The sequence below is a fragment of the Ferrovibrio sp. GW821-FHT12E11 genome (assembly GCF_058806975.1).
Window position 1 is genome coordinate 415,525 of the sequence record NZ_JBXAQG010000002.1, and the last position, 20,706, is coordinate 436,230.

Consider the following 20,706-nt stretch of genomic DNA (forward strand, 5'->3'; position numbering starts at 1 on the left):
AACAGAATTGACGGTGCCCGCCAAGAGGCGCCGCAGGAGGAAACCATGATGCAGTCCCTGACCCGCCGCGCCGCCCTGACGTCAACCGTTCTGGCCGCACTGGCCGCACCCGCCCTCTTCCCACTCCCGGCTGCCGCGCAGTCGCTGATCCAGCGGCCGGTGAAGATCGTGGTGCCCTTCACGCCCGGCACCGGCATGGACATCCTGGCCCGCATCATCGGCGAGCAGATGCGCCAGCGTTCGGGCCAGACCGTGGTGGTGGAAAACCGCGTCGGCGCGTCTGGCAATATCGGCAGCCAGGTGGTGGCGACATCGGCACCCGACGGCTACACGCTGATGGTGACCGCCAATACCTTCACCATGACGCCCTCGCTGTACAAATCCGTGCCCTATGACGTGAGCCGGGATTTCGCGCCGATCGGCAGCATCGCCAACGGCCAGATGGTGCTGGCCGTGCATCCCTCCGTGAAGGCGACCAACCTGAAGGACTTCATCGCGGAAGCCAAAGCCAATCCGGGCAAGATCGACTATGCCTCGCCCGGCAATGGCACGCCGCAGCATCTGGCGATGGAGAGCTTCAAGCAGGCTGCCGGCATCAACCTGAACCACATTCCCTACAAGGGCTCGGGCGGCGCGGTGCAGGACCTGCTGGGCGGCACCGTGGCAGCGATGATCATGCCGGTGCATACGGCGCTGCCCTTCCTGGCCGATAACCGCATCCGCGTGCTGGGCGTGACCAGCGCCGAACGCTCGCCGGTGGCGCCGCAGCTGCCCACCATGGCCGAACAGGGCGTCGCCGGTTTCGATGTCGATCTGTGGTTCGCCATGTATGCCCCGGCGAAGACGCCGCCGGAGATGGTGAAAGGACTGAATGCCGAACTGAACGCCATCCTGTCCGATCCCGCCGTGCGCGAGACGATCCAGAAGCAGGGCCTGGTGGTGAAGACCGGCACGCCGGATGCCCTGGCCAAGCAGACCGCCACCGATACCGCGCGCTGGGCCAAGGTGGTGAGCGAAGCCAAGATCGAGGCCGAGTAAGCCCGCGTAAAAGGACGTCAGTCATGGATGTGATTATTATCGGCGGCGGCATCGGCGGCCTGACCCTGGCGCTGACCCTGCACGACCGCGGCATTCCCTGCCGCGTCTTCGAGGCGGCGCCGGAAATCCGCGCCGTCGGCGTCGGCGTCAACCTGCTGCCACACAGCACGAAAGAGCTGTTCCGCCTCGGGCTGGAAGACCCGCTGACCAAGGCGGCGGTAAGCGCGAAGGAAGCCGCCTTCTTCAACCGCTTCGGCCAGCTCATCCATGCCGAGCCGCTGGGGATTGCCGCCGGTTACGACTGGCCGCAGCTCTCCATCCATCGTGCGGATCTGCAGGCGGCGTTACTGGCAGCCGCAAAAGAGCGCATCGGCGCCGACCGTATCCATCTGGGCTGGCAGTGCATCGGCGTCGAGCAGGATGCGCAGCAGACCCGCGTGCATTTCCGCAATACCGAAACCGGCCTGGCCCTGCCCGACCAGATCGGCGAGGTGGCGATTGCCTGCGACGGCATCCATTCGGTGATCCGCAAGCAGTTCAATCCGGCGGAAGGCCAGCCGCGCTATTCCGGCGTCAACATGTGGCGCGGTATCACCCGCATGAAACCGATCCTGTCGGGCGCCACCATGGTCCGCGCCGGCTGGCTCAGCCACGGCAAGATGGTGATCTATCCGATCCGCGAGAATGTCGATGCCGAGGGCAACCAGATGATGAACTGGGTGGCCGAGATCGAGACGCCCAAGCATATCCAGCGCGACTGGAACCGCAGCGGCAGCCTGGACGACTTCCTGCCGGCCTTTGCCGACTGGCAGTTTGACTGGCTGGATGTGCCGGCGATGATCAAGGCGGCCGACATGGTGCTGGAATTCCCGATGGTGGACCAGGACCCGCTGCCGCGCTGGAGCCAGGGCCGCGTCACGCTGCTGGGCGATGCGGCGCATCCGATGGTGCCGCGCGGCTCCAACGGCGCCGGCCAGTCGATCCTCGATGCCCGTGTGCTGGCCGACCTGTTGGCCGAGGGGAAAGACCCGGTGGAAGCGCTGGCGGCCTATGAGGCCAAGCGCCTGCCCGCCACCACCAATGTGGTGCTGACCAACCGCACCAACCCGCCCGACGCCATCCTGCGCGAGGTGTTCGAGCGCACCGGCGACAGGCCGTTTGCCAGGATCGGCGATGTGATCAGTCCGGCCGAACTGACGGCGATCACCGACAACTATAAAAAAGTGGCCGGTTACGAGAAAGAGAAGCTCAAGGCGGCGGGGTAGCGGTCTTCAGAAAAGCCACGGATAGTTCTGCTCCAAGCCACGTTCGAATACGTCGATTGCATCCAGCAGGCTCGGCGAGTTTCGGTGCGGAAGGCTACGCCCGGCATCCCACAAAAACCATGCCTCTTGCGGATAGAACTGGTGGAAATAGAATCCCCCCACATCCTTATAGGTCCCTGCAAGAAACGGATTCCCCCGTAGTGCCGCAGCAAAATATCCGATCACATCTGCCGTAAAACGGGCCCGATCTGACTCTCGCGCTGTCGACATCTGGTCTTGATAAGCCGAAACGATGTCATTGGCCATAAACAGATCCAAGATATGTCCGTAACGGAGCCCGACGCGAGGAATGCCTCGTAATGTCGCAATAGCCTCTAGATACTGCTTCCTGCCTTCCTGATTTTTGGCCGTCAAGAGAGCCGTGACGGCGGCATCTTGCTGAGTTCGCGCAAATGCATCCTGTACTACGCGGCATGCATCGGACTGGATGCTGCAATCCTCACTCAATGCCAAGGTCATTTCCAACGCCAGAAGCGCTGCATCAAGATTCTGCCCGGCGGCAAGACTTGTCGCGATAGCTTGCCGATAAGAATCTATGTTCGACCTTGGGTTTATCATGCCGCCCGTCAGTGCTTGCGTTACCGGTTGGAGATAGTGCGTACGAAAAGAAAGGGTCAGGCGATCATCCGGCATCGCGACATAATCCTGCGTCAACGGATAATCCATCACCACTTCATCCACCGCCACAAGCGACAACTGATGCTGCTTCCTATCCTGCATCGGCCTCCAAGACGTGAAATGTAAATCCTGCGGCAACCGCCCAGTTTTACGCATTTCAGCAACCATACCCGGATGCAACACTGCGACATGGCGCAGGACCCGATAGAACCCTGCGACCACCTCAACCGGCAAGGCGCGTTCAGCGGGTTTAAAGACGGCAATCTCCTGCCCAGAATATTCGACCGCAATTCCGCTTCCAAACTGCCTGATCGAAGCTCCCGCCATGGCTCCGGGATTCTTGCTGTGAAAAAGATCAGTTTCGATCCAGAAATCATCGACGATGGAAGGTGGAGCCGCCTTCAATACGTCAGGTCCGCCGGCCGCGAGCGCGCCCTTCAACATCTGGCGGTTATGCAATTCGTAATCCGCAAATCCGGCGGCACTGTAGGCAGATCGATTGATGAAGCGTCTACTTCCGGAATCAAGTTCTAGAACTCTCCTGAGGCGAAAGTCGTGGATCGTGACCACAACTCCGCTCTCCGTAACGGCGTAATCCGCCCCGACGGAAACCACAACATCGGCTCCCGCTTCGTTACGGTAGGTAAATCGATGGACGATTGCCGTAGCTGCTGCTCGTGCCGCGCGGAGATCCTGCGCGGTGGCGAACGGGTTACGCTCAACGCCGTCAACTGCCAGCACAGGGCCGGCGACGAATACCAGAAGCAGAAACGCCCAAAGCCGAAGAACAGTCTGCATACTGGTTTCGCTTCCGTTATAGGTCCTAGCTGAACCGGCCGTTCTTGTTGAAGCCGCGGGGCACGATGCGGCCAGCCTGGGCGCGTTCGCCGCGATATTCCTTGAGGTCGGTCTCGGTCTTGGTGCGGCCGGAGGAATCGGTCCAGGTCAGGCCCTGCTTGTAGGTGAAGGTCTTGGCGTCCAACAGGCCGCCATCCTTGTATTTCTGCAGGGTGATGCCGCGACCCTTGGTCATCTCGGGCAGCTCCGCGAGAGGGAACAGCAGCAGCTTGCGGTTCTCGCCCACCACCGCGACGGTGTCGCCCTCGACCTGGGTCAGCACGCAGGCTTCGGCCGGGGTCTGCAGGTTCAGAATCTGCTTGCCCGTGCGGGTGCCGGCCAGCATTTCCTCTTCCGGGCAGATGAAGCCGCGACCGTCGCTGCCGGCGACCAGGAATTTGCGGTCGCCCTGGTATTTGAACAGGGCGACGATGTCCTGGTCGTTGCCGAGATCGACGGTGAGCCGCACCGGCTCGCCATGGCCGCGACCGCGCGGCAGCTTATCGCAGGCGATCGTATAGGCGCGGCCGTTGGTGCCGAACAGCAGCAGCTTGTCGGTGCTTTCGGCATGCAGCCAGAAGCGGCCCTTGTCGCCTTCCTTGAAGGCCGCCGTGCCGTCATCGGCGACATGGCCCTTGATGGCACGGATCCAGCCCTTGGCCGAGCAGATCACGGTGATCGGCTCGCGCTCGACCAGGATATCGAAGGCTTCCTCGGAAATGACCGGCGCATCGCCGACGCTGGTGCGGCGCTTGCCGAGCGCGGTCTTGGGGCCAAACTGCTTCTTGATCTCCTGCACTTCCGCCGCGATGGCCGTCCAGCGCAGAGACTCATCGCCCAGCAGTTTTTTCAGCTCGGCCAGTTCGGTGCTCAGCGCCTTGTGCTCGCCGCGCAGCTCCATTTCTTCCAGCTTGCGCAAACTGCGCAGGCGCATGTTGAGGATGGCTTCGGCCTGCACATCGGTGAGCTTGAACCGCTTCATCATCGCCGGCTTGGGCTCGTCCTCGCGGCGGATGATCTCGATCAGCTCGTCGAGGTTGAGATAGGCGATCAGATAGCCGTCGAGCACTTCCAGGCGATGCTCGATCTTGCCCTGGCGGTATTTGCTCTTGCGTTCCAGCACCTCGTGGCGGTGATCCAGATAGGCCTGCAGCACCTCGCGCAGGTTCATCACCTTGGGCAGCTTGCCGCCGTCCAGCACATTCAGGTTCAGCGGGAAGCGCGTTTCCAGATCGGTGCTGCGGAACAGGCTTTCCATCAGCACGGCCGGGTCGATGGTGCGGTTCTTCGGGATGATGACCAGGCGGATGTCTTCCGCCGATTCATCGCGCACGTCGTCGAGCAACGGCGCCTTCTTGTCGGTGATCAGTTCGGCGATGCGCTCGATCAGCTTCGACTTCTGCACCTGGTAGGGAATCTCGGTGACCACGATCTGCCACATGCCGCGCGGCAGCTCTTCCTTCACCCAGCGGGCGCGATGGCGGAAGCTGCCGCGGCCGGTCTTGTAGGCCTCGATGCGGCTCGACAGCGGCTCGACCATGATGCCGCCGGTAGGGAAATCCGGGCCCTGCACGAATTCCACCAGCTTCTCGATGCTGGCATTCTTATGCTTGATCAGATGCAGCAGCGCATCGCAAAGCTCGGGCAGGTTATGCGGCGGGATCGAGGTGGCCATGCCGACGGCGATGCCGCTGGCGCCATTGGCCAGCAGGTTGGGCAGGCCGGCCGGCAGCACCACCGGCTCGTCATTCTCGCCGTCATAATTGGGGCGGAAATCGACGGTGTCGTCATCCAGGTTGGCCAGCAGGACGTTGGCCACTTCGGTGAGACGGGCTTCGGTGTATCGCATGGCGGCGGCGTTATCGCCGTCGATATTGCCGAAGTTGCCCTGGCCGTCGACCAGCGGATAGCGCTGGGCGAAATCCTGGGCCAGGCGCACCAGCGCGTCATAGACCGACTGGTCGCCATGGGGATGGTATTTACCGATCACGTCGCCGACGACGCGGGCGCATTTCTTGTAGCCGGCACTGGGATCCAATTTCAGCAGCCGCATGGCGAACAGCACACGGCGCTGCACCGGCTTCAGCCCGTCGCGCGCATCGGGCAGCGAGCGCGAGGTGATGGTGCTGAGCGCATAGGCCAGATAGCGCTCGGACAGCGCGTCGGGCAGCGGCACGTTGCGGATATCTTCGGGGACGTCCTTGGGCGGGAGATGCTTGCTCATGGGGCGGTTCTTACAACAAACGGGGTGATTCTTCTACGGATGCAGGCTGCGATGCACCACTTCCAGCAGCCGGGCGCGGGCCTGCGGCACGGCTTTATGCAACTGGGCGAACAGGCGGTTTTCCAGGAAATGCCCGGTCAGCGCGAGGCCCGATTCGACCTCCAGCAGTGGATGATTCGACGCCGCCGCGCCGCTGCGGCCCGGCACCAGGAAGGCCGGCAGGCCGAGCAGCCGGTCGGCATAGGGCGCCGCGGCTTCCGCCGACACCGCCCGGCCGGTGCGCGGCGAGACATGGGTGAGCCCGGTGGTGGCGCCGGTGGCGGCGCAACTGCCCAGATCGATACCGTAGCCCATCTCGGCCAGCAGGCCGACTTCCCAGCGCACATAGAGCGCGCCCCAGTCGCCCGGCTCGGGCATATCCGCCATCAGGGTGAACAGCGATTTGGTGGCATTGAACAGGGCCGGATGCGGCTCGCGCTCGGGCAGCGTGGTGTCGATCAGGGCGCAGACCGCGCTGAGCGCCGCCAGTCGCGCCGGATCGTCCAGCATTAATGCTGCCGGATGGCCGAGCGATTCCAGGCTGAAATAGCCGAGCTGTTCCGACAGCCGGGCCCGCCAGTCGGCGCGCACGATCTGGCCGGGCTGGATGCCGCCGCCGAGCGAGCGGCCCTGCCCCGCGCCAGAGCCGCGCAGCAGGCCGGCATGGCGGCCGTGATGCTCGGTCAGCAGCGCGACGATGCGCGCGCTTTCGCCATGGTGGCGCACACTGAGCACCACACCGTCATCCTGCCATTCCATACAGATGGCTTAGGGTGATTCTCCGGGTCGGGCAAGGCGCAAACAAATCCGCTTTACAGGCCTTCGGGGCTCTCCCACACTTTCGGACGGGCAGACGGAAAACCGGGGGAAACCATGGCGGGCGCCGACCTGACGATCGCGGATGCGCGTCTGCAAAAGCTGCATGACTACTGGCTGGCGAAAAAGGGCGACCGCCCCTTCCCCGCCCGCGCCGATATCGCGCCGGAAGAGCTGCGCGACATCCTGCCCTGGGTGTTCATCATGGAGCTGGTGGACGGCCGCATCCGCTACCGCCTGGTGGGCGAGGCCTTCCGCGAGATCTATGGCGATGCGCTGGCCGGAAAGTTCATGGACGAGATCGACCTCGACCATATCACCGCCGCCTATATCGGCGAGTATGACACCTGCATCAAAACCGCCAGCCCGGTGGCCCGGCAATGGAAGTTCACCAAGCTGAGCGGCCGGCGGCTCGATTACGAGCGCCTGATCCTGCCGCTGACGGTGGACGGCAAGACCATCACCATGTTCCTCGGCGGCGCGGTGGGGTTCGGCTACGGGTAGGATGAACTACTGCAAGTCGCGGGGTTATTGTCGCAATATAGAGTTAGAATCAATTCTCAGTCCTGTGTTTCCTCATTCGAAGAAACTTGAAGTGTCAATCTCGCGTTCAGATCGATCCTCTTCAAAACCACTGTTGGGAGTCGCAACTGGAGCTCGCAATGTCATCTTAAATGGATAATTGTCATTATCGATATATCCTATGTCATTATCTACGTCTGAATCCGACCCGTACTGAAGAACAACTTCTACAGTTCCCTCAATACGATAAGTAATAAATTTTGAATTTAGATCGACGACTTCTATGTCGCCAACATAGACATCATCTACAGATGAATGTGTAGAAAGCTCATCAAGCTCATCGACTGTCTGTTCGATAAATCGGCTAAATGCTTCTTGATCGGCGTGCCCAGAAATAGCTTGAGCAATTTGACCTCTAGCTTCACCAATTGCCTCATAAAGCTCCATGAACGCCCCAAGAGCTCCATTAGAAAAAGACCTAATTTCCTGCTCATCAAGAGCTAGAGTCTCTTTCCTGACATGCGTTCTTTTGTTCAATTCTTCGAATGCTTGAGTGAGGCCGCCGTGCAGTGCACGTATATCTAATCCCAACCCTGTTACGTATTTGTCACTTAATCCACCTTGAGAAGCATAAACTGCGCGCTGCATACGGGTGGGGCCGTTTGTGCCTTTCTCCAACTTATACCAAGAACAGGCTTTTACTTCGTCGTCAGGTGCAAGCTTATGGAGTGTATAACTCAGCGATTCGCGAATTGAAGATGCGAAGTGCTGCACTCTCATGGGATTCTCTGGATCACGCAGTACACGTAATGCGCCCTTTAAAATTAGGCGTGCAAAATCATCAGGCAATGCCTCAGAAAGCTTTAAGGCAAGTTTCTTCTTGTAGTATTTCGGCACGATAGTGCTCACCACATATCAAGGGATATTCTATCGTCGTAGAACTGAACGAGTTAATTTGAGTGTTTATCTTATCTCAGAAAGAAACCTTCGACGCACAAAAAAGGGCGGCCCAGAGGACCGCCCTTTTCTATTCGGTATGAACCGAAAGCTTACTCGGCGGCGTCGCCGACGGCAGCCTGCAGTTCGCTTTCCAGCGCATCGGCGAAGTCGCGATCGCGCTGGGCGGCGAGGCCTTTCATGCGGCTCATGATCGCGCCGGTGCCGACCGGGATCAGGCGGCCGACGATGACGTTCTCCTTGAGGCCGACCAGCCTGTCCACCTTGCCGCCGACGGCAGCTTCGGTGAGCACGCGGGTGGTCTCCTGGAAGGACGCGGCCGAGAAGAACGACCGGGTCTGCAGGCTCGCCTTGGTGATGCCGAGCAGAACCGGCATGCCCTTGGCCGGCTTGCGGCCATCGGCTTCGGTCTTGGCATTCACCTCTTCGAACTCGCTGCGGTCGACCTGCTCGCCGATCAGGAAGGTGGTTTCCGCCGGGTCGGTGATCTCGATCTTCTGCAGCATCTGGCGGCAAATCACCTCGATGTGCTTGTCGTTGATCTTCACGCCCTGCAGACGATAGACCTCCTGAATCTCGTTCACGAGATAGTTGGCCAGCGCCTCGATGCCGAGCACCTTGAGGATGTCGTGCGGTGCCGGGTTGCCATCGAGCAGATGGTCGCCGACACGGACGAAATCGCCTTCCTGAACGGCAATCTGCTTGCCCTTCGGGATCAGGTATTCAACAGCTTCGGCGCCCTCTTCGGCCGGCTTCAGGATCAGGCGGCGCTTGGCCTTGTAATCCTTGCCGAACTCGACGCGGCCGTCGATCTCCGCGATCACCGCATGGTCCTTCGGGCGGCGGGCTTCGAAGAGCTCGGCCACACGCGGCAGACCGCCGGTGATGTCACGGGTCTTGGTGCCTTCCACCGGGATACGCGCCAGCACGTCGCCGGCATGCACCTGCGCACCATCTTCCACCGACAGAATGGCGTCGGCCGAGAGGTAGTAGCGGCCTTCGGCACCGCTGACGAGCATGAGGATCTCGCCCTTGTCGTTGCGCAGCGTAATGCGCGGACGCAGCTCGCTGCCCTTCGGGTTCTGCTTCCAGTCGGAGACGACCTTGTAGGAAATGCCGGTCGACTCGTCGGTCGCTTCGCGCATCGACACGCCCTCGACGAGGTCGCGGTAATGCACGATACCCTCGCGCTCGGTGATGACCGGGCGGGTGTAGGGATCCCAGTCAGCGATGCGCTGGCCCTTCTTCACCTTGCCGCCTTCATCGGCGACCAGACGGGCGCCGTAAGGCACCTTGTGGCGGGCGCGTTCGCGGCCATTCTGGTCAACCAGGATGACTTCGCAATTGCGGCCCATGACCACGAAGCGGCCCTGGCTGTCGGTCACCAGGTTGCGGTTGGCGATCTTGAGGGTCGCGTCATAGGCGGCCTCAAGGCTCGACTGCTCCGCCACCTGGGCGGTGCCGCCGATGTGGAAGGTACGCATGGTCAGCTGGGTACCCGGCTCGCCGATGGACTGCGCGGCAATGACGCCGACAGCTTCACCGATGTTGACCTTGGTACCGCGGGCCAGATCGCGGCCATAGCACTTGCCGCAGACGCCAACCTGGCTGTCGCAGGTCAGCACCGAACGGATCAGCATGGATTCCACGCCGGCCGTCTCGATGCGATCCACGTCGCGCTCTTCCATCAGGTCGCCGGCCTTGACCAGAACCTCGCCGGTGAGCGGATGCTTCACGTCCAGGCTGGGCGTACGGCCCAGGATGCGCTCGCCAAGGGTGGCGATCACTTCGGCGCCCTCGACCACTTCGCGCACGGTGAGGCCGCGCTCGGTGCCGCAATCGTCCTCGGTGATGATGCAATCCTGCGCCACATCGACGAGACGACGGGTCAGGTAGCCCGAGTTGGCGGTCTTCAAGGCGGTGTCGGCCAGACCCTTACGGGCGCCGTGGGTCGAGTTGAAATACTCGAGCACGGTGAGGCCTTCCTTGAAGTTCGAGATGATCGGCGTCTCGATGATCTCGCCCGACGGCTTGGCCATCAGGCCGCGCATGCCGGCGAGCTGCTTCATCTGCGCTGCCGAACCACGGGCGCCCGAATGGGCCATCATCCAGATCGAGTTGATCGGCTTGCGCTCGCCGCTGACCTGATCGATGTCGGTCTGAATGACCTTCATCATCTCGTCGGCGACGCGATCGGTGCACTGGGACCAGGCATCGACCACCTTGTTATACTTCTCGCCCTGGGTGATCAGGCCGTCCTGGTACTGCTGCTCGTATTCGCCGACCAGCTTCTTGGTGTCGTCGATATGCTTTTCCTTGGTCAGCGGCACGACCATGTCGTCCTTGCCGAAGGAAATGCCGGCCTTGAAGGCGCGGGTGAAGCCAAGCGCCATCATGCGATCGCAGAAGATGACGGTCTCTTTCTGGCCGCAATGGCGATACACCACGTCGATGACGTTGGTGATCTCCTTCTTGGTCAGCTGCTGGTTGATCACGCGGAACGGCACGTTCTTGTGCTTGGGCAGGATCTCGCTCAGCAGCATGCGGCCCGGCGTGGTGGTGACGCGGGCAATGATCGGATTGCCATCCGAGTCCACCGTGCTGAGACGGGCCTTGATGCGGTGATGCAGCGTGATCGCCTTGGCATCCAGCGCCTGCTGGATTTCGGCGATCGTGGCGAAGACCGGAGTCCGCTCCACGATGGCGCCAGCCTGCAGCAGACGCTCCAGCTCGGCCTTCACGGCCGTCTTCGGCACTTCCACCTTGGTCTTGGGATCGTAGACGATGACATCGTCTTCGGCCCAGGCCTTCAGCACCGCATTGACGTCCTTGATCTTCAGCACGTCGCCGAGCGGATGGTTACGCTCCATGGTCGTGTAATACAGACCGAGCACGATATCCTGCGACGGCACGATGATCGGCTTGCCGTTCGCCGGGCTGAGGATGTTGTTGGTCGACATCATCAGCACGCGGGCTTCGAGCTGGGCTTCCAGCGACAGCGGCACGTGCACCGCCATCTGGTCACCGTCGAAGTCGGCGTTGAAGGCGGCGCAGACCAGCGGATGCAGCTGGATGGCCTTGCCCTCGATCAGGGTCGGTTCGAAGGCCTGGATGCCCAGACGATGCAGGGTCGGCGCGCGGTTCAGCAGCACCGGATGTTCGCGGATGACCTCTTCGAGGATATCCCAGACTTCCGGACGCTCCTTCTCCACCATCTTCTTCGCCATCTTGACGGTGGCGGCCAGGCCGCGCAGCTCAAGCTTGGAGTAGATGAAGGGCTTGAACAGTTCGAGCGCCATCTTCTTCGGCAGGCCGCACTGATGCAGCTTGAGTTCCGGACCGACGACGATGACCGAACGGCCCGAGTAGTCGACGCGCTTGCCGAGCAGGTTCTGACGGAAACGACCCTGCTTGCCCTTCAGCATGTCGCTGAGCGACTTCAGCGGACGCTTGTTGGCGCCGGTGATGACGCGGCCGCGACGGCCGTTATCGAACAGGGCGTCAACGGCTTCCTGCAGCATGCGCTTTTCGTTACGCACGATGATGTCTGGCGCGCGCAGCTCGATCAGGCGTTTCAGGCGGTTGTTGCGGTTGATGACGCGGCGATACAGATCGTTCAGATCCGAGGTCGCGAAGCGGCCGCCGTCCAGCGGCACCAGCGGACGCAGTTCCGGCGGAATCACCGGCACCACGGTCAGCACCATCCATTCCGGCTTGTTGCCGGAGTCGATGAAGCTTTCCACCAGCTTCAGGCGCTTGACCAGCTTCTTCGGCTTCAGTTCCGAAGTCGTCTCGATCAGCTCCTGGCGGATGTTGTCGCGCTCCTTTTCCAGGTCGAGCGCCACCAGCAGGTCGCGGATGGCTTCCGCGCCGATCTTGGCGACAAAGGCGTCATCGCCATATTCTTCCTGGGCGGTGAACAGCTGCTCTTCCGTCAGCAGGTCGAACTGCTTGAGCGGCGAGAGACCCGGCTCCACGACGACGTAGTTCTCGAAGTACAGGATGCGCTCGAGATCTTTCAGCGTCATGTCGAGCATGAGGCCGATACGCGAAGGCAGCGACTTCAGAAACCAGATATGCGCCACCGGCGAGGCCAGTTCGATATGGCCCATGCGCTCGCGCCGCACCTTGGAGAGCGTGACTTCGACGCCGCACTTCTCGCAGATCACGCCGCGATACTTCATGCGCTTGTACTTGCCGCACAGGCACTCGTAGTCCTTGATCGGGCCAAAGATGCGGGCGCAGAACAGGCCGTCCCGCTCCGGCTTAAAGGTCCGGTAGTTGATGGTCTCAGGCTTCTTGATCTCGCCGTAGGACCACGAGCGGATACGCTCGGGACTGGCGATCGAGATCTGGATCTGGTCGAAGGCCTGGGCGCCCTGGGGCTGGCCGAAAACGTTGCTCAGTTCGTTCATGTCTATCGTCTCCTATCGGAGGAAATGTTTCGTGGCGATCAGTAGGAACGCTGCGACAGCTCGACATTCAGGCCGAGCGACCGCATTTCCTTGACCAGCACGTTGAACGATTCCGGAATGCCGGCTTCGAAGTTGGTGTCGCCGCGCACGATCGACTCGTAAACCTTCGAGCGACCGGCCACGTCGTCCGACTTGACCGTCAGCATTTCCTGCAGCGTGTAGGCGGCGCCGTAAGCCTGGAGTGCCCAGACCTCCATTTCGCCGAAACGCTGACCGCCGAACTGCGCCTTGCCGCCGAGCGGCTGCTGGGTGACCAGCGAGTATGGGCCGATCGAACGGGCGTGGATCTTGTCATCCACCAGGTGATGCAGCTTCAGCATGTAGATGTAGCCAACCGTGACCTTGCGGTCGAAGGCTTCACCGGTGCGGCCGTCGATCAGGGTGACCTGACCCGACTTGTCGAAGTTGGCCTTCTCCAGCATCTCCACGATGTCGGGCTCATGGGCGCCGTCGAAGACCGGAGTGGCCATCGGCACGCCGCGACGCAGATTGGCGCCGAGCTCGAGCAGCTGGTCATCCGACAGATCGTTGATCTTGTCGGCGTATTCCTGCTTGGAATAGATGGTCTTCATGGTCTGGCGCAGATCGGCCGCCTTGGCCGTGTTGCGGTTGACCTTGTCGAGCATCTCGCCGATCTGGCGACCCAGGCCGGCCGAAGCCCAGCCCAGATGGGTTTCCAGAATCTGACCGACGTTCATGCGCGAGGGCACGCCCAGCGGGTTCAGCACGATATCGACCGGCTGACCGTCCTGCAGGTAGGGCATGTCTTCTTCCGGCACGATGCGGGAGATGACGCCCTTGTTGCCGTGGCGGCCGGCCATCTTGTCGCCGGGCTGCAGCTTGCGCTTCACCGCGACGAAGACCTTGACCATCTTCATCACGCCGGGCGGCAGCTCGTCGCCGCGCTGCAGCTTCTCCACCTTGTCCTCGAAGCGCTTCTGGATGCGCGTGGTGGCGGCATCATACTGCTTCTTCAGGGCCTCGATGTCGGCCATCGACTTTTCGTTCTTGACGCTGATCTGCCACCACTGACCGGGGGTCAGTTCGGCCAGGATCTCGTCGGTGATCTTGCCGCCATCCTTGAAGCCCTTCGGACCCTTGTCAGCCTGCTTGCCGTTCAGGAGTTCCTTGAGGCGGCCATAGATGGAGCGCTCGATGATCGCCTTCTCGTCGTCACGGTCCTTGGCCAGACGCTCGATCTCGGCGCGCTCGATCGCCAGGGCGCGTTCGTCCTTTTCCACGCCATGGCGGGAGAAGACGCGCACTTCGACGATGGTGCCCGAGACGCCCGGCGGCACGCGCAGCGAGCTGTCGCGCACGTCGGAAGCCTTTTCGCCGAAGATGGCGCGCAGCAGCTTCTCTTCCGGCGTCATCGGGCTTTCGCCCTTCGGCGTGATCTTGCCGACCATGATGTCGCCCGGATGGACTTCGGCGCCGATGTAGACGATGCCGGCCTCGTCGAGATTCTTGAGGCCTTCCTCGCCCACGTTCGGAATATCGCGGGTGATTTCCTCAGGCCCGAGCTTGGTGTCGCGGGCCATGACCTCGAATTCCTCGATATGGATCGAGGTGAAGACGTCGTCCTTGGCGATACGCTCCGAGATCAGGATCGAATCTTCGAAGTTGTAGCCGTTCCAGGGCATGAAGGCGACGAGCACGTTACGGCCCAGCGCCAGCTCGCCCAGCTCGGTCGAGGGACCGTCGGCGATGATATCGCCGGCGCGCACCTGATCGCCCACCTTCACCAGCGGGCGCTGGGTGATGCAGGTATTCTGGTTCGAGCGCTGGAACTTCAGCAGCTTGTAGATATCGACATTCGACTTCGACATATCGGCTTCGTCCGATACGCGGACGACGATACGGGTACCGTCGATCTGGTCGATCACGCCGGTGCGCTTGGCAACGATGGTGGCGCCGGAATCGCGGGCCACCACCTCTTCCATGCCGGTGCCGACCAGCGGCGCTTCGGCACGGATCAGCGGCACGGCCTGACGCTGCATGTTCGAACCCATCAGCGCGCGGTTGGCGTCATCGTTCTCGAGGAACGGGATCAGCGCCGCGGCGACGGAGACGAGCTGCTTGGGCGACACGTCCATGAAGTCGACGCCCTCGGGGCGGACCATGACGAAATCGCCGTTGCGGCGGCAGGAAACCAGGTCGCCGGCCAGCTTGCCCTTGTCGATCTCCACGTTGGCCTGGGCAATGGTGTACTTGCCCTCTTCCATCGCGGTCAGATAGACGACCTCGTCGGTCACCTTGCCGTCGCGGATGCGGCGGTACGGGCTCTCGATGAAGCCATACTGGTTGACGCGGGCATAGGTCGCCAGCGAGTTGATCAGACCGATATTCGGGCCTTCCGGCGTCTCAATCGGGCAGATGCGGCCGTAATGGGTCGGATGCACGTCGCGCACTTCGAAACCGGCGCGCTCGCGGGTCAGACCGCCCGGGCCAAGCGCCGAGAGGCGACGCTTGTGGGTGATCTCCGACAGCGGGTTGGTCTGATCCATGAACTGCGAGAGCTGGCTGGAGCCGAAGAACTCGCGGACGGCAGCGGCAGCCGGCTTGGCATTGATCAGGTCATGCGGCATGACCGTGTCGATCTCGACCGAGCTCATGCGCTCGCGGATCGCACGCTCCATGCGGACCAGGCCGATGCGGTACTGGTTTTCCATCAGCTCGCCGACCGAACGCACACGGCGGTTGCCGAGATGGTCGATGTCGTCGATTTCGCCGCGGCCATCCTTGAGTTCGACCAGCGTGCGTACGCAGGCCAGGATGTCCTCGGTGCGCAGCACGCGCACGGTGTCTTCGGCTTCCAGGCCGAGACGGGCGTTCATCTTCACGCGGCCGACGGCCGAGAGGTCATAACGCTCGGAATCGAAGAACAGGCCGTGGAACAGGGCTTCCGCCGTGTCCACCGTCGGCGGCTCGCCTGGACGCATGACGCGATAGATTTCGAACAGCGCCTGCTCGCGGCCCTGGTGCTTGTCGGCAACCATGGTGTTGCGGATGTAGGAGCCGATGGTGACGTGATCGACGTCGAGCACGGAGATCTGCTCGATGCCGGCAGCCTCCAGGGTCTCGATCTTCTTGACGTCGAGCTCCTCGCCCGCTTCCAGATAGATCTCGCCAGTCTCTTCGTTGACGATGTCGAGCGAGTTGTACTTGCCAACCATGTCGGCCGGCGACACCAGCAGTTCCTTCAGGCCCTCTTCCGCCAGCTTCTTGGCCAGACGCGGGGTCACCTTGGTGCCGGCCTCGACCATGACCTTGCCGGTCTTGGCGTTGATCAGCTCGCTGTTGAGGCGCACGCCGCGCATGCGCTCGGCATTGTATTCGGTGCGCCAGCCCTTCTTGTCGCGCTTGAAGATCACCTTCTTGTAGAAGGAGTCCAGGATCTCTTCCTGGGTCAGGCCCAGCGCGAAGAACAGCGTGGTGACCGGCAGCTTGCGGCGACGGTCGATGCGGACATGCACGATGTCCTTGGCATCGAACTCGAAATCGAGCCACGAACCGCGATAGGGAATGACGCGGGCGGTGTAGAGATACTTGCCCGAGGAATGGGTCTTGCCCTTGTCGTGGTCGAAGAACACGCCCGGGCTGCGGTGCATCTGCGAAACGATGACGCGCTCGGTGCCATTGATGATGAAGGTGCCCTTGTCGGTCATGAGCGGCATGTCGCCCATGTACACGTCCTGCTCCTTGATGCCCTTGACCGACTTGGCCTGGGTATCGGGATCGACTTCGAAGACGATCAGGCGCAGCGTCACCTTCAGCGGCGCGGCAAAGGTCATGCCGCGCTGCATGCACTCGTCGACATCGTACTTCGGCGCTTCGAACTCATACTTGACGAATTCGAGCGACGAGCTGTCGCTGAAATCCTTGATCGGGAAGACCGACTTGAAGACGCCCTGCAGGCCCGAATCGGGGCGCTGGTCGCCAGCGTCGTTCATCATCAGGAAACTGTCGTAGGAGCTTTTCTGAACCTCGATGAGGTTCGGCATCGAGGCAACGCTGGGGATGCGCCCGAAGCTTTTGCGAACGCGCTTGCGGCCGGTGAACGACAAGGTCATGTCTGTCCCAAATCTATATCTGTGCAGCGAAAGGATCGCGCCGCACGGTTCGGACCAGCGATGAGTTTCGCGGGCCTGTTAATCCCGCCGGGCGATCGCCGCGCCCAAAGATCCGAACCGTATCGATCCGCCGAAATCCGCGGCGGACGGGGTGTGTAACCCTGAAATGAGCCCCTGATATAGGGCAGCTTAGGGGCAGGTCCACACCGGACCCGCCCCCTCGCCGTTACGCGTATTACTTGACTTCGACCTTGGCGCCAGCGGCTTCCAGCTGGGCCTTGATCTTGGCGGCGTCGTCCTTGTTGACGCCTTCCTTGACAGCCTTCGGAGCGCCCTCGACGAGGTCCTTGGCTTCCTTGAGGCCCAGGCCGGTGATGGCGCGGACTTCCTTGATGACGTTGATCTTGTTCGCGCCGGCATCGGCGAGGATCACGTTGAACTCGGTCTTTTCTTCAGCGGCCGGGGCAGCAGCGCCACCGCCAGCGGCGGCAACGGCAACCGGGGCAGCAGCCGAAACGCCCCACTTCTCTTCGAGAAGCTTGGCGAGCTCGGCAGCCTCGAGGACGGTCAGCGTCGACAGTTCGTCAACGATCTTGTTCAAATCAGCCATTTGAGTGACTCCTTAGTGTGTAGGTTCGATACCTGGTTTGACAGTTACGGTTCGGCTTTTCGGCCTTAACCCTTCGTGGCATACGCATTGAGCAGGCGGGCCAACTGGCCAGCCGGCGCCTGCACGACGCCAGCGACCTTGGTCGCAGGCGCGTTGAGCAGGCCGATGATCTTGCCGCGCAGTTCGTCGAGCGACGGCAGGGTCGCCAAGGCTTTGACACCATCAGCATTCAGGACGGTTTCGCCCATGGCGCCGCCAACAACGACGAACTTGTCGTTCTTCTTGGCGAACTCCACGGCGACCTTCGCTGCGGCGACCGGATCATTGGCATAGGCAATGCCGGTCGGCCCCTTGAAGAGGTCCTTCAGGGATGCGTAGGTGGTGCCCTCGAGGGCAAGGCAGACAAGACGGTTTTTCGCGACCTTGAAGCTGGCGCCAGCGGCACGCATCTGACGGCGCAGCTCAGTCACCTGAGCAACGGTCAGACCGTTATTCTGGGTTACCACCACAGCCTCGGCCTCTTTAAAGACCTGGTTGAGCGTGGTCACCATCTCCTGTTTTTGAGCACGATCCACTGTTCGTCTCCTAAACAAGGAATCAGGTTGCCCTGATCCTGGTTGGCACTTGAGCAATCGATCTGGTCGCTCCGGCTTCGCTTCTCAGCTCCACCGTCTGCGGCAAACCGATCACCCGGTTCGCCTGTCCCAGGGCTCGAACCTTCCGGGCCCCGGTCGTAACCGGCGCCCTGAAAATTCTCTTCCCCGTCTATGCAGGTGGCCATTCCCATTAAACCCTTCGGCTAAAAAGCTTCCGGGGGCCTGCAGTCTCGGACAGGTTGCGATGCCCAGGTTGCCCTGAACATCGCTCCGTCAGCCTTCCGAGGAAGGCTGACGAAACTCGTTACTTACGCAGCGGCCTTGTCGCCGCCGCCAATCGCGTCGGTCAGATCGAGACGCACGCCCGGACCCATGGTCGAGCTGATCGCGATCTTCTTGACGTAGTGACCCTTCACGCCGGTCGGCTTGGCCTTCATCACGGCATCGATGAACGCCTTCACATTGGCGAGGATCTGCTCCTCGGTGAAGGACGCCTTGGCGATGCCGGCATGCAGCAGGCCGGCCTTCTCAACGCGGAACTCGACCTGGCCGCCCTTGGCCGCCTTGACGGCGCCAGCGACATCCATGGTGACCGAGCCGAGCTTCGGGTTCGGCATCAGGCCGCGCGGGCCCAGAACCTTACCCAGCTTGCCAACCACGGCCATCATGTCCGGCGTGGCAATGCAGCGATCGAACTCGATCTTGCCGGTGTTGATGATTTCGGCCAGATCGTCGGCGCCGACCAGGTCGGCACCAGCCTTCTTGGCTTCTTCGGCCTTCGCACCCTTGGCGAAGACGGCGACGCGAACGGTCTTGCCGGTGCCCGACGGCATGGTCACAACGCCACGGACCATCTGGTCGGCATGACGCGGATCGACGCCCAGGTTGACGGCGATTTCGATGGTCTCATCGAACTTCGCCTTGGCATTGGCCTTCACCATCTTGACGGCTTCGGTAACGCCGTAGCGGTGATCGGGATTGACCGTCTTCGCGGCGGTCGTGAAACGCTTGCCCTGCTTGCTCATGATTCAGATCTCCCCTTATTCGCCACGAACGTCCAGGCCCATCGAGCGGGCCGAACCAACGATCATGCGGGCTGCCGCATCAACGTCGTGAGCGTTGAGATCCTTCATCTTGGCCTTGGCGATCTCGCGCACCTGGTCCATCGTCACCGAACCGACCTTGTCACCGCGGCCGGTCGTCTTCGAACCGGACTTGATGTTGGCAGCCTTCTTCAGGAAGTAGGTCACCGGCGGGGTCTTGGTGATGAACGTGAACGAACGGTCCGAATACACGGTGATAACCACCGGGATCGGCATGTCCTGCTCAAGGTCCTTGGTCTGCGCGTTGAACGCCTTGCAGAATTCCATGATGTTGACGCCGCGCTGGCCCAGAGCCGGGCCGATCGGCGGCGACGGGTTGGCCTTGCCGGCCGGAACCTGCAGCTTGATATAGCCGTCAATCTTCTTCGCCATACTAACTTCCTTTCCTGCTTGGAGAGCCTTGCTCCCCGCTAGCGGATACGCGGTGCGACAGGGTCGGTCCGGCGAATATGGACCTTAGCTGTCTCCCACGCGGTGAACCCGGCGATATGCGGCCCGGGTACTCAAGCAGTCAGGTCAGAGCTTCTCGACCTGGCTGTATTCCAGCTCCACCGGGGTGGCGCGACCGAAGATCGACACCGCCACCTTGAGGCGGGCGCGCTCTTCGTCCACTTCTTCCACCACGCCGGAGAACGACGTGAACGGGCCGTCGGCCACACGCACCTGCTCGCCCACCTCGAAGGTGACCGAAGGCTTGGGATGCTCCACACCTTCCTTCACCTGATTGGCGATCCGCTGCGCCTCGGCTTCCGTGATCGGCGACGGCTTGCCGCCCGAACTCAGGAAGCCGGTGACCTTCGGCGAATTCTTGACGAGATGGTAGGTCTCGTCGGTCATGGTCATCTTCACCAGCACGTAGCCGGGGAAAAACTTGCGTTCGGCATTGACCTTCTGGCCGCGGCGGACTTCCACCACTTCCTCGGTCGGGACCAGCACCTCTTCGAAGTGCTCGGACATGCCCTTCTGTGCCGCGCCATCGCGGATCGCCTGCGCGACCTTCTTTTCGAAGTTCGCGTAGACATGGACGATGTACCAGCGCGCCGCCATCGTCTTCAGCTCCCCAGGCCGAGGATCGTCTGCACACCGAAGCGCAGGATCGTGTCGACCACAAAAAAGAACAGCGCGGCGACCAGCCCCATCACGAACACCATTGCTGTGGTGATCAGGGTCTCCTTACGGCTCGGCCAGGTAACCTTGACGGTCTCCTGCCGGACCTGCCGGAAAAACTCGATCGGACTGACTTTCGCCATCGCCTTGTTATCCTAAACTCGAAACTCGTTACGTCTGCCACGCTGGCAGGGGCGGAGGGAGTCGAACCCCCAACCCCCGGTTTTGGAGACCGGTGCTCTAGCCAGTTGAGCTACGCCCCTGCATGCGCGTCAGTCGTCGCGTAATGTTACGCGATGACCTTGGCGACGACGCCGGCGCCGACGGTGCGGCCGCCTTCGCGGATCGCGAAGCGCAGGCCTTCAT

General features: G+C 61.8%; 15 protein-coding genes, 1 tRNA gene and 1 pseudogene. 3 read left to right on the plus strand and 14 right to left on the minus strand.

The annotated features are described in order from the left end of the window. Positions 1-45 precede the first annotated feature (45 nt). Positions 46-1,038: a tripartite tricarboxylate transporter substrate binding protein gene (locus AC1ROT_RS22150; protein WP_493001702.1), complete on the plus strand. Its 993-nt coding sequence runs from the start codon at positions 46-48 to the stop codon at positions 1,036-1,038. 23 nt (positions 1,039-1,061) lie between these two features. Then, complete coding sequence (locus AC1ROT_RS22155; protein WP_493001703.1) at positions 1,062-2,303, plus strand: flavin-dependent oxidoreductase; 1,242 nt, start codon at positions 1,062-1,064, stop codon at positions 2,301-2,303. Between the two features lie 6 nt (positions 2,304-2,309). Here AC1ROT_RS22155 and AC1ROT_RS22160 read toward each other — a convergent pair whose 3' ends face one another. From AC1ROT_RS22160 to recO, 3 genes are read right to left on the minus strand one after another with little or no spacing between them, the layout of a single operon-like run. Further along, positions 2,310-3,779 carry a hypothetical protein gene (locus AC1ROT_RS22160; protein ID WP_493001705.1) on the minus strand — a complete coding sequence of 490 codons (1,470 nt, stop codon included), beginning with the start codon at positions 3,777-3,779 and terminating at the stop codon, positions 2,310-2,312. Positions 3,780-3,804: 25 nt separating this feature from the next. Beyond that, on the minus strand, positions 3,805-6,042 hold the full coding sequence (gene parC, locus AC1ROT_RS22165) for a DNA topoisomerase IV subunit A (protein ID WP_492973271.1): 2,238 nt from the start codon (positions 6,040-6,042) through the stop codon (positions 3,805-3,807). A 33-nt stretch (positions 6,043-6,075) separates the two neighbouring features. Then, positions 6,076-6,840: a DNA repair protein RecO gene (gene recO, locus AC1ROT_RS22170; protein ID WP_492973272.1), complete on the minus strand. Its 765-nt coding sequence runs from the start codon at positions 6,838-6,840 to the stop codon at positions 6,076-6,078. A gap of 114 nt (positions 6,841-6,954) precedes the next feature. Here recO and AC1ROT_RS22175 point away from each other — a divergent pair, with 114 nt between their 5' ends. Continuing rightward, complete coding sequence (locus tag AC1ROT_RS22175; protein ID WP_492973273.1) at positions 6,955-7,401, plus strand: PAS domain-containing protein; 447 nt, start codon at positions 6,955-6,957, stop codon at positions 7,399-7,401. A 72-nt stretch (positions 7,402-7,473) separates the two neighbouring features. Here AC1ROT_RS22175 and AC1ROT_RS22180 read toward each other — a convergent pair whose 3' ends face one another. The 11 genes and pseudogenes from AC1ROT_RS22180 to AC1ROT_RS22230 all read right to left on the minus strand — a co-directional run. Continuing rightward, complete coding sequence (locus AC1ROT_RS22180) at positions 7,474-8,328, minus strand: pPIWI-associating nuclease domain-containing protein (RefSeq protein WP_493001707.1); 855 nt, start codon at positions 8,326-8,328, stop codon at positions 7,474-7,476. A gap of 191 nt (positions 8,329-8,519) precedes the next feature. Continuing rightward, positions 8,520-12,791 (minus strand): annotated as a pseudogene (rpoC, locus tag AC1ROT_RS22185) (DNA-directed RNA polymerase subunit beta'); the annotation flags it as partial. A 38-nt stretch (positions 12,792-12,829) separates the two neighbouring features. Continuing rightward, positions 12,830-16,924 carry a DNA-directed RNA polymerase subunit beta gene (gene rpoB, locus AC1ROT_RS22190; RefSeq protein WP_493001709.1) on the minus strand — a complete coding sequence of 1,365 codons (4,095 nt, stop codon included), beginning with the start codon at positions 16,922-16,924 and terminating at the stop codon, positions 12,830-12,832. Between the two features lie 235 nt (positions 16,925-17,159). Further along, on the minus strand, positions 17,160-17,534 hold the full coding sequence (rplL, locus tag AC1ROT_RS22195; protein WP_341915005.1) for a 50S ribosomal protein L7/L12: 375 nt from the start codon (positions 17,532-17,534) through the stop codon (positions 17,160-17,162). Between the two features lie 65 nt (positions 17,535-17,599). Continuing rightward, positions 17,600-18,109 (minus strand): 50S ribosomal protein L10, encoded by a 510-nt coding sequence (rplJ, locus tag AC1ROT_RS22200; protein ID WP_492973276.1) that lies wholly within the window; start codon positions 18,107-18,109, stop codon positions 17,600-17,602. A gap of 329 nt (positions 18,110-18,438) precedes the next feature. Beyond that, positions 18,439-19,155, minus strand: a complete 717-nt coding sequence (gene rplA / locus AC1ROT_RS22205; RefSeq protein WP_492973277.1) for a 50S ribosomal protein L1 — start codon at positions 19,153-19,155, stop codon at positions 18,439-18,441. A gap of 15 nt (positions 19,156-19,170) precedes the next feature. Then, positions 19,171-19,605, minus strand: a complete 435-nt coding sequence (gene rplK / locus AC1ROT_RS22210; protein ID WP_341899184.1) for a 50S ribosomal protein L11 — start codon at positions 19,603-19,605, stop codon at positions 19,171-19,173. Between the two features lie 144 nt (positions 19,606-19,749). After that, positions 19,750-20,280: a transcription termination/antitermination protein NusG gene (gene nusG / locus AC1ROT_RS22215; RefSeq protein ID WP_492973278.1), complete on the minus strand. Its 531-nt coding sequence runs from the start codon at positions 20,278-20,280 to the stop codon at positions 19,750-19,752. A gap of 5 nt (positions 20,281-20,285) precedes the next feature. Continuing rightward, positions 20,286-20,483, minus strand: coding sequence for a preprotein translocase subunit SecE (gene secE / locus AC1ROT_RS22220; RefSeq protein WP_492973279.1), 198 nt, complete (start codon positions 20,481-20,483; stop codon positions 20,286-20,288). Between the two features lie 43 nt (positions 20,484-20,526). Beyond that, positions 20,527-20,603: transfer RNA gene (locus AC1ROT_RS22225), tRNA-Trp, on the minus strand. A 26-nt stretch (positions 20,604-20,629) separates the two neighbouring features. Then, positions 20,630-20,706, minus strand: a 77-nt coding sequence (locus tag AC1ROT_RS22230) for an EF-Tu C-terminal domain-related protein (RefSeq protein ID WP_445808136.1), incomplete at its 5' end; no start/stop codon positions are given.